The organism is Capnocytophaga sp. oral taxon 332 str. F0381 (assembly GCF_000318275.2).
Classification (GTDB): Bacteria; Bacteroidota; Bacteroidia; order Flavobacteriales; family Flavobacteriaceae; genus Capnocytophaga; species Capnocytophaga bilenii.
Window position 1 is genome coordinate 53,514 of sequence record NZ_KB291337.1, and the last position, 9,538, is coordinate 63,051.

10 protein-coding genes are annotated in these 9,538 nt (G+C 40.4%); 6 read left to right on the forward strand and 4 right to left on the reverse strand.

The features are described 5' to 3' along the window. The first annotated feature begins 7 nt into the window (after positions 1 to 7). The 5 genes from atpH to atpG are packed head-to-tail and all read left to right on the forward strand — an operon-like array spanning position 8 to position 4,365. Positions 8 to 556: an ATP synthase F1 subunit delta gene (gene atpH, locus HMPREF9075_RS09975; RefSeq protein WP_009416460.1), complete on the forward strand. Its 549-nt coding sequence runs from the start codon at positions 8 to 10 to the stop codon at positions 554 to 556. Between the two features lie 53 nt (positions 557 to 609). Continuing rightward, complete coding sequence (locus tag HMPREF9075_RS09980; RefSeq protein ID WP_009416461.1) at positions 610 to 1,137, forward strand: hypothetical protein; 528 nt, start codon at positions 610 to 612, stop codon at positions 1,135 to 1,137. A gap of 25 nt (positions 1,138 to 1,162) precedes the next feature. After that, a complete protein-coding gene (gene atpA / locus HMPREF9075_RS09985; protein ID WP_009416462.1) occupies positions 1,163 to 2,743 on the forward strand; it encodes a F0F1 ATP synthase subunit alpha in 1,581 nt (526 codons plus the stop codon). A 22-nt stretch (positions 2,744 to 2,765) separates the two neighbouring features. Further along, entirely contained in the window at positions 2,766 to 3,479 is a 714-nt protein-coding gene (locus HMPREF9075_RS09990; RefSeq protein ID WP_009416463.1) for a DUF1266 domain-containing protein, read from the forward strand. 34 nt (positions 3,480 to 3,513) lie between these two features. Continuing rightward, the gene (atpG, locus tag HMPREF9075_RS09995) at positions 3,514 to 4,365 is read left to right on the forward strand and encodes an ATP synthase F1 subunit gamma (protein WP_034557511.1); all 852 of its coding nucleotides are present in this window, start codon (positions 3,514 to 3,516) and stop codon (positions 4,363 to 4,365) included. A gap of 79 nt (positions 4,366 to 4,444) precedes the next feature. Here the strand turns inward: atpG and ruvB are convergent, their stop codons facing one another. From ruvB to HMPREF9075_RS10010, 3 genes are read right to left on the reverse strand one after another with little or no spacing between them, the layout of a single operon-like run. Next, positions 4,445 to 5,470 carry a Holliday junction branch migration DNA helicase RuvB gene (ruvB, locus tag HMPREF9075_RS10000; protein ID WP_009416465.1) on the reverse strand — a complete coding sequence of 342 codons (1,026 nt, stop codon included), beginning with the start codon at positions 5,468 to 5,470 and terminating at the stop codon, positions 4,445 to 4,447. Beyond that, complete coding sequence (locus tag HMPREF9075_RS10005) at positions 5,467 to 6,468, reverse strand: SDR family NAD(P)-dependent oxidoreductase (RefSeq protein WP_009416466.1); 1,002 nt, start codon at positions 6,466 to 6,468, stop codon at positions 5,467 to 5,469. Before HMPREF9075_RS10005 ends, ruvB begins: the two co-directional genes overlap by 4 nt. A gap of 4 nt (positions 6,469 to 6,472) precedes the next feature. Next, positions 6,473 to 7,006, reverse strand: coding sequence for a ferritin (locus HMPREF9075_RS10010; RefSeq protein ID WP_009416467.1), 534 nt, complete (start codon positions 7,004 to 7,006; stop codon positions 6,473 to 6,475). Between the two features lie 144 nt (positions 7,007 to 7,150). Here HMPREF9075_RS10010 and HMPREF9075_RS10015 point away from each other — a divergent pair, with 144 nt between their 5' ends. Next, positions 7,151 to 8,779, forward strand: coding sequence for an acyl-CoA carboxylase subunit beta (locus HMPREF9075_RS10015; RefSeq protein WP_009416468.1), 1,629 nt, complete (start codon positions 7,151 to 7,153; stop codon positions 8,777 to 8,779). A 63-nt stretch (positions 8,780 to 8,842) separates the two neighbouring features. Here HMPREF9075_RS10015 and HMPREF9075_RS10020 read toward each other — a convergent pair whose 3' ends face one another. Then, the gene (locus HMPREF9075_RS10020; protein ID WP_009416469.1) at positions 8,843 to 9,448 is read right to left on the reverse strand and encodes a master DNA invertase Mpi family serine-type recombinase; all 606 of its coding nucleotides are present in this window, start codon (positions 9,446 to 9,448) and stop codon (positions 8,843 to 8,845) included. Positions 9,449 to 9,538: the final 90 nt, after the last annotated feature.

A 9,538-nucleotide genomic window follows, 5' to 3' on the forward strand; every position in this document is an offset into this window, starting at 1 on the left:
GAAAACTATGTACGGATTGAGAGCTGCAAACAGATACGCCAAAGCTTTGCTGGAATATGCTATTGAGCAAAATGCGCTCGAGGTGGTATTCCAAGATATGAGTTTGATAAATAAAACTATAAAAGAACATAAAGACTTAGAGCGTATGCTTATTTCGCCTATAGTAAAAACTACGGTGAAGCGAAGTGTATTGGAGAAAGTCTTTACAACTATATCACCACAAGTAAAGCGTTTGTTAGACTTACTGATTGAGAATAGGCGTTTGCCAATGTTAGGACATATAGCAGGTAACTTTATCATACAGTATAACAGCTATAAGCATAACGAAATAGCGGTGGTAACTACGGCACTGCCATTAGATGAAAAACTAAAGGGGGAAATGCTTCAAAAAGTGATAAGTCTTACTAAGAATCCTCATATGACACTTGAAAACAAAGTAGATGAGCATATTATAGGGGGCTTTATCTTGCGTGTGGGGGATGTACAGTACAATGCAAGCCTTGCTTATAAATTGAATAAATTGAGGCAGGACTTCCAAGAAAAGCTTTTTGTATAAAAGCCTTTGTAATATTATAGTGATTTTGAATGATGTATGAAAATTGATGGTTTATGAATAAAATACTATATATATTATTATTGTTATTGTGGAGCTTTAATAGTAATGCAGAGGAGATTGTTACAGCAAACATCTACAACAAACCTTACAGCTCGGAAGGTTTTGGTGAAGATAATCAAGAATTAGAAGGACTTGTAAAGAAGTGGAATAAAGCTCATAACGAAAGGGGGCTGTATACCTTTAGTGATTTGTATGCTGATGATGTATTGCTCTATGGCGAGGCTAATAATAAAGATAAGTGTATTGATAAGAAAATGGCTTATCTAAAAGCTAAACCCGACTATTATCAGCAAATAAAAGGAACTATTAGTATTCAGCAGAATGGGGAGAGGGCTAAGTGTTCGTTTGTGAAAAGTGTTACAATAAACCAAAAAACGAAAGACTATCCTTCCTATTTGATATTTCAGAAAATGAAAGATGAATGGCGTATTGTTGCTGAAAGTGATTTGCTAACAGATAATAATCTTGCAAAAAAAGCAGCAAAGCAACAACACTCTAAAAAAACAAATACTAAAAACTAAGGACTAAAATTAATAACTGAAAAAGATGGCAGAAATTAAAGCCGCTGAAATTTCAGCAATTTTAAAAGAACAATTAGCACATTTTGATGCTGATGCTTCACTTGAAGAAGTGGGTACGGTATTGCAAGTGGGTGATGGTATTGCTCGTATTTTTGGGCTGTCGAATGCTCAATATGGTGAGTTGGTAAAATTTGAAAATGGATTAAAAGGTATTGTACTTAACCTTGAAGAAGATAACGTAGGGATTACTCTTTTAGGTACATCAACCGATATTAAAGAAGGAGATACTGTAAAACGCACAGGACTGATAGCTTCTATCAACGTGGGTGAAGGTATTGTAGGGCGTGTGGTAAATACTCTTGGGCAGCCTATAGATGGTAAGGGTCCTATTACTGGGGAACTTTACGAAATGCCTTTAGAGCGAAAAGCACCAGGGGTTATTTTCCGTCAGCCAGTGAATGAACCATTACAAACAGGTATTAAAGCGATTGACGCAATGATACCTATTGGTCGTGGGCAACGTGAGTTGGTGATTGGAGACCGACAAACAGGGAAAACTTCGGTGTGTATAGATACTATTCTAAACCAAAAAGAGTTTTACGATGCAGGTAAGCCTGTATATTGTATTTATGTGGCTATAGGACAAAAAGCTTCAACCGTAGCAGGTATTACCAAAACATTGGAAGATGCAGGTGCTTTAGCATATACTACTATTGTGGCGGCTAATGCATCCGATCCTGCACCTATGCAAGTATATGCGCCTTTTGCGGGTGCTGCTATAGGTGAGTATTTCCGCGACACAGGTCGCCCAGCACTTATTATTTATGACGACCTTTCTAAACAAGCGGTGGCTTATCGTGAGGTGTCGTTGTTATTGCGCCGCCCACCCGGACGTGAAGCTTACCCTGGAGACGTGTTCTATTTGCACTCTCGCCTCTTAGAACGTGCTGCTAAAGTGATTGGCGATGATACTATTGCACGCCAAATGAACGATCTTCCTGATACTATCAAGCATTTAGTGAAAGGAGGAGGCTCTCTTACGGCTCTTCCTATCATCGAAACACAAGCAGGTGACGTATCAGCATATATCCCTACCAATGTGATTTCTATTACTGACGGACAGATATTCTTAGAGTCCGACCTCTTTAACTCTGGGGTACGCCCTGCTATCAACGTGGGTATCTCGGTATCGCGAGTAGGTGGTTCAGCACAGATTAAATCAATGAAAAAAGTAGCGGGTACGCTGAAGTTAGACCAAGCTCAATATCGTGAGCTCGAGGCTTTTGCTAAGTTTGGTTCAGACCTTGATGCTGCTACTATGGGGGTTATAGAAAAAGGTAAGCGTAATGTTGAGATATTAAAACAATCACAAAGCGACCCTTACCCTGTAGAAAATCAAATTGCGATTATTTATGCAGGCTCTAAAAACTTATTGCGCCAAGTGCCTGTAAATAAGATAAAAGAATTTGAGAAAGAATATTTAGAGTTTCTGAATATTTCACATCGCGATGTGTTGGACGAGCTTAAAGCAGGTAAACTCACCGATGAGATTACCGCTACTCTTGAAAAAGTAGCTAAGGAATTAGCAGAAAAATACATTAAATAATTTAACATCATAGAAAATTATTATGCCTTTTTATGTATATATAATTATTATAATAGTAGTGGCGGTTGGACTACAAATTTTGGTAACTAACCTATATGCAAAGAAGCGCTTACAAGGACAAGTAGGGCACATCAATCAGCAACCGCTTACAGACGAGCAAAAACGTTTGCTTACTTACGGGGCGATATTAGCTTATTATCGCGGTGAGAACCTTACAAGCCTTATGCCTAAAGAGGTGTTAGATAGGTATCAGTCGGGATTGCGCCAGCAGTGGAGTGTTACCGATACTGCAAGTGCTAAAGCTACCTTAAGCGACTTATTGGCACTGAAGCGTTCGCAGCAGTTCCGCCCAGCACTCACACAAACTTCTGCTGAGCTTAGCAAAATACAGAAACAAATAGCCAAAGGTTTGGGAATAGAAGTAGCAGAAGTAGCAGCTGTACAAAGTGCTTACGCTTGGGATTTATGCCGTGCTGCCTCATTAGCTAAATGGTGCTATTGGTGTAAGTATCTTACTGAAGCTGAAATGTGGGAAGTGCTAAACCAAGTAGCCGCTATTGCAAAAGAAAAAGGCAAAAATTGGCAAGAATATACTATCTCTTTTCTTTTAGGACGTACTATTCAAGGTTTTGATTTAGAAGAGTTTATTATTTTAGCCTCACAGCTATTCCATAGTAAGTCGCCTTCATTGAGAAGGATAGAAGATATAGATGTTTATCAGAAATACTCTTTTTAACCGCAATATAAATTGCGAATGCTAAATTGATACAATGGCAAATTTAAAAGAAATACGAAGCAGGATTTCATCAGTGAGCTCTACGATGCAAATCACGGGAGCTATGAAAATGGTATCGGCAGCTAAACTTAAGAAAGCGCAAGATGCTATTCTATCAATGAAACCTTATGCTTACAAGTTAAAACAATTGTTAGAGCATCTCAGTTCAGCTTTAGGCAGCGAGAATGTGTATAATCCACGAGCAGGTGAAACAAAAAATGTACTTATAGTGGCTATTACCTCCAATCGTGGGCTTTGTGGTGCTTTCAACTCGAGTGTAGTGAAGAAAGTGTTGGAGTTGCAGCAAACTACCTTCAAAGGTAAGCAATTGCACTTCTATACACTTGGTAAAAAAGGTAATGATATTCTGAGAAAGACAGATAAGGTATTGGCTAATAACAATCATATATTTGATAATTTATCTTATGCCGCAGCTGCCGATGTTGCTTCTGAGCTGATGCAACTTTACACCTCGCAACAATTTGATCAAATTGTGCTTGTGTATAACAGCTTTAAGAATGCAGCTACTCAGATATTAACTACCGAAACATTTTTACCAATTCAACCAGTATCTTCTAAAGAAGCTGTTACTGATTATATCTACGAGCCTTCTAAACGTGAGATAGTGGAGGAATTGATACCTCGTTCGTTAAAAATGCAGTTGTTTAAAGCTTTGCGTGATTCTGTAGCTTCTGAGCACGGAGCCCGTATGACGGCTATGCATAAAGCTACTGATAATGCGCAAGAGCTTAAAAATGAGCTTATACTTACTTACAATAAAGCACGTCAGGCTACAATTACAGGTGAGATTATTGAAATTGTAGGCGGTTCTGAGGCTTTAGCTTAATTAGGTTTGCCTTATTATAAATAGAAGAAAGGCTATCTGAGAGTTTTTAATTCTTAGATAGCCTTTCTTTTTTTGGGGGTTAGTCAAAAAGTGAAGGTTGTTTTTCAGGATTTAAGCGTCCTAAGTGCTTATATGCTAAGTCGGTAACCTCACGACCTCGCGGAGTGCGCACTATAAAGCCTTCTTGTATCAAGAAAGGTTCGTATACTTCTTCAATTGTTTCCGCACTTTCCGAAACAGCAGTAGCAAGCGTACTAATCCCTACAGGCCCTCCTTTGAATTTATCTATCAAGGTAGCTAAAATCTTATTATCCATTTCGTCTAGTCCGTGAGCGTCTACATTTAGAGCTTTAAGCCCAAAACGAGTGATTTCTATATCAATTTTTCCATTACCTTTTATTTGTGCAAAATCGCGAATGCGCCGTAACAAAGCATTTGCAATTCGGGGCGTACCACGACTACGGCTTGCCAATTCGGTAGCTGCTTCTGCGCTAATGGGTACTTTTAGGATAGTAGCACTGCGTTGCACTATCTCGGCTAATAATTCGGTAGAATAGTACTGCAAGCGACTTTGTATTCCAAAGCGAGCCCGCATAGGAGCCGTCAATAGCCCTGAGCGTGTAGTAGCACCTATCAGAGTGAAAGGATTGAGTTTTATCTGTACGGTTCGTGCGTTAGGACCCGATTCAATCATAATATCAATCTTATAATCCTCCATTGCCGAATACAGATACTCTTCCACCACAGGGCTTAGCCTATGTATTTCGTCTATAAAAAGAACATCGCGTTCTTTTAGGTTAGTCAGCAACCCAGCTAAATCACCCGGTTTGTCCAATACAGGACCTGAGGTAATCTTTATCCCCACTCCCAATTCGTTAGCCAATATATGCGCTAGGGTCGTTTTTCCCAGTCCCGGAGGCCCGTGAAATAGTGTGTGGTCGAGTGCTTCTTGCCTCATATTCGCAGCTTTTACGAATACTTTCAGATTCTCCAATACAGCCTCCTGACCTGCAAAATCAGAAAATGAAAGCGGACGTAGTGCCCGCTCTATATCCAATTCTTGGCTACTGTAATTTTCTTTATTAGGATTTAAATTCGCATTCATTTTGTTAGTCCCTTTGCACTCTTTTTTATTACATCGTCTATATCGCTGTATTTAAAGTTGATAGCTTTTTCTATGGCACTACCATCATAAGTAGTTGTAAGCCCCAAAGCATCAGCTGCCGATAGTGAAAGTTGCTGTTTTTTCAAGTGTAAAAAGCTCAAAAAAGCATCCAATCGAGCCAATAAGCGCAATTTTTTATGCGATACAAGTTTTGTAGGAGCTTTTACGCCCATTGCTTGGGCTATTTTTTCAAAAAGAGAGTGATAGCTTAAATTAGCCGTATTGAGTATAAAACGCCTATTTTCAATTTCCGAAAACTGCAGTAGTATCATAGCGCGTACAACATCAGTTACCGCTACAAAGCCCGTGCCTCCCGAGGGGTAGTAAGACAATCCTTCAGCTATTTTCTTGAATAACAGTCCCGAACCACTGTCGTAAAAACCACTGCCTAGCACCACCGAAGGGTTTACCACCACCACTTTTAGCCCCTCTTGCGAGCCACGCCACACCTCCATTTCGCCACCGTGTTTGCTGATAGCGTAATCAGTGTTGTTTTCCTCGTTGTTCCAGTCGCTCTCTTCGGTAATTAGTTTGTTAGGAGTTGCCGAAAGCGTAGCTACCGAACTCACATAGCACAGCTTTTTCACCCCAAAGTCAATACACAAGTTCACAATATTTGCCGTGCCCTGTACATTCACTTCTATAAGTTTATCAAAATCGTTCGGTTTGAAAGAGATGAGTCCCGCACAGTGAAAAACAAAAGTAACATCCCTAAACGCTTTTTCAAGCGCAGGGATGTCATTAAGGTCGGCAACTACCCAATCAATAGCAGCAAATTGCGCTTCGCCATTGTTAGATAGGCTGTTAAATAGTTGTTTTACTCGCTGTAAGGTATCCGCATTACGATAGATAGCCCTCACTTTATGCTCCTTATTTTGCGTAAGGTAAAAAAGCAAGGAGCTGCCAATCAGCCCTGTACCACCAGTTACTAAAATCATTTTGTTACTCCTTTCCTTCCAATGGAATACGGTCGTCAATTAGTTTAAGGTCTATAGGTGATGAGTTTTCATCGTAGAACTCAAACAAGTCTAAGATAGAGTGCACCAAACGCTCTTCCTCAAGCTGCTCTTGTACAAACCATTGTAGGAAGTTTTCAGAAGCATAGTCGTCAGATTGGCGTGCTTTTTTGAATATAGCAAAGATAGATTGAGTAACTTTAATTTCGTGTTCTAAAGTTTTTTCGTAAACCTCTTTAAGAGATTCAAAGTCTTGTTGCACTTCACCCACTTTAGGAGCGTATGCACGAGCTCCGTTTTCGTTCAAAAAGCGGAAGATTTTCATCATATGATCTCTCTCTTCCACAGCGTGATCGTAAAAGAACTCAGCGCTACGAGGATAACCGTTGTACTCCGACCAAGACGCCATTGCCAAGTAAAGTGAGCTCGCTTCAGCTTCTTTGCTTACTTGTTCATTTAGCAAGTCGATAATTTCTGGGTGTAGGCTGGTTTGGGTTCTAGTGTACTTGTGTTTTGTCATTTTTTTCGATTTGTTTTTAAGTTATTGATGCTGCAAATGTACGAATTAAAATGCAATTGACAATCCTAAAGCAATAAAAAGCACCAAATTTTAATTTATAATGAATTATTATTCATATCTTTGCGCTTTCATATACTACTGAAAATGGATTTAGATTTTAATAGCAACGACGATTTTAACAAGTTAGCACTTAGCGAATTGCGCAAACGCCTCAAAAAAGTAAAAGAAGGAGGCGGTGCTAAAAACCTCGAAAAACTTCACGCTCAAGGCAAGCTATCAGCTCGCGAGCGCATAGATTATCTGTTAGATAAAGAGGCTCCATATATTGAAATTGGTGCTTTTGCAGGCGATGGTATGTACCCCGAACACGGCGGTTGCCCTTCAGCAGGCGTGGTAGTAGTAATCGGTTATGTAGAAGGACAACAATGCGTGATTGTAGCCAACGACCCCACCGTAAAAGCAGGAGCTTGGTTCCCTATTACAGCCAAGAAAAACCTTCGTGCTCAAGAAATCTCTATTGAAAATCGCTTGCCCATCATCTACCTTGTCGATAGTGCCGGCGTATACCTCCCTTTGCAAGATGAAATATTCCCCGACAAAGAGCATTTCGGGCGCATCTTCCGCAACAATGCGATGATGAGCAGTATGGGCATCACTCAAATAGCCGTAGTAATGGGCAGTTGCGTGGCAGGAGGAGCTTATTTGCCCATTATGAGCGATGAAGCTATGATTGTTGATAAAACAGGCAGTATTTTCTTGGCAGGCAGCTATTTAGTAAAAGCCGCTATAGGCGAAAATATCGACAATGAAACACTTGGAGGCGCCACCACACACTGCGAAATCAGCGGAGTTACCGATTATAAAGCCCTCGATGACAAAGATGCACTCAACCGCGTCCGCCGCACTATGAGCAAAATAGCCGATGCACAAAAAGCAGGCTTCAATCGTGTTACACCTCAAAAACCCGCTAAAAACCCTAAGGAAATTTATGGCATTTTGCCCAAATTGCGCTCCGAACCTTACGATATGAAAGAAATTATTTACCGATTGGTAGATAATTCCGAGTTTGACGAATACAAAGAAGGCTACGGACAAACCATTATCACAGGTTATGCCCGCATCGATGGCTGGGCAGTAGGCATCGTAGCCAATCAGCGAAAAGTAGTAAAAACCAAAAAAGGCGAACTCCAATTTGGTGGCGTTATCTATTCCGATAGTGCCGACAAGGCAACCCGCTTTATAGCCAATTGTAATCAAAAAAAAATACCACTTGTTTTTCTTCAAGACGTTACAGGCTTTATGGTAGGCTCTAAATCCGAACACGGAGGTATCATCAAAGACGGAGCTAAATTAGTCAATGCCGTAGCCAATTCCGTAGTGCCCAAATTTACAGTTATTATAGGCAATTCCTATGGTGCAGGCAATTACGCAATGTGCGGTAAAGCCTACGACCCCCGCCTTATTGTATCTTGGACATCAGGCAATATAGCCGTAATGGGCGGAGCGCAAGCCGCCAAAGTACTCTTGCAAATAGAAGCCGCAACCCTCAAAAAGAAAGGCGAAGAACTCACCCCTGAAAAAGAAACACAACTCTACAACACTATAAAAGACAAATACGATGCTCAAATTTCACCCTATTACGCAGCCGCTCGCCTTTGGACAGATGCAGTGATAGACCCATTAGAAACCCGCAATTGGATTTCTATAGGCATAGAAGCCGCCAACCACGCACCCATTGAGCGCCCCTTCAATTTAGGCGTTATTCAAGTCTAAAAAAACAACTATGCCACACCTTTGGCAAACTTCAAGAGTTTGCCAAAGGTAATTCCCCCCTCTTTACATAAATTTTTCCAGCCTTTCCTTTACAAAAGCACTTACCGTAAGCCGATGTACCCCCAAAATACGCCCGATAGCCGAATACGACACCTTCTTGTCCAAAAGCTCCTTAATTTGCTTCTCCATTCCCGTAAGTTTCGTTTTGGAAGATTTACTACCTTTTGGGCGACCCAACACTACCCCCTCCGCTTTTTTGCGAGCCAAAGCCTCTTTGGTACGCTGACTGATAAGGTTGCGTTCAATTTCAGCCGACAAACCAAAAGCAAACGCCAGCACCTTGCTATTGATATCGCTCCCCAAGCGATAATTATCTTTGATAGTCCACACCTGAATATCGCGGTTCATACACTCATTCAGCACCCCCATAATCATCAAGAGGTTACGCCCCAACCGCGACAACTCCGAGCAAATAAGCACATCATTCTTCTTCATTTTTTTAAGGAGCTTACCAAGTTTTCTATTCTCCACTTTTGTCATCCCCGAGATGGTTTCTTCAACCCAAACATCAATAGTTAGGTTGTTTTTCTCACAGAAATTACCAATTTCAAAACGTTGGTTTTCAACAGTCTGTTTGTCAGAACTTACTCTAATGTAACCGTATATCATTGTCTAAATTAATTTAATTAACCGACAAAGATAGCTAAAAATAATAAAACAAAGATGGGCAAATAATTTAAACAACTCTGGCTTCGATAT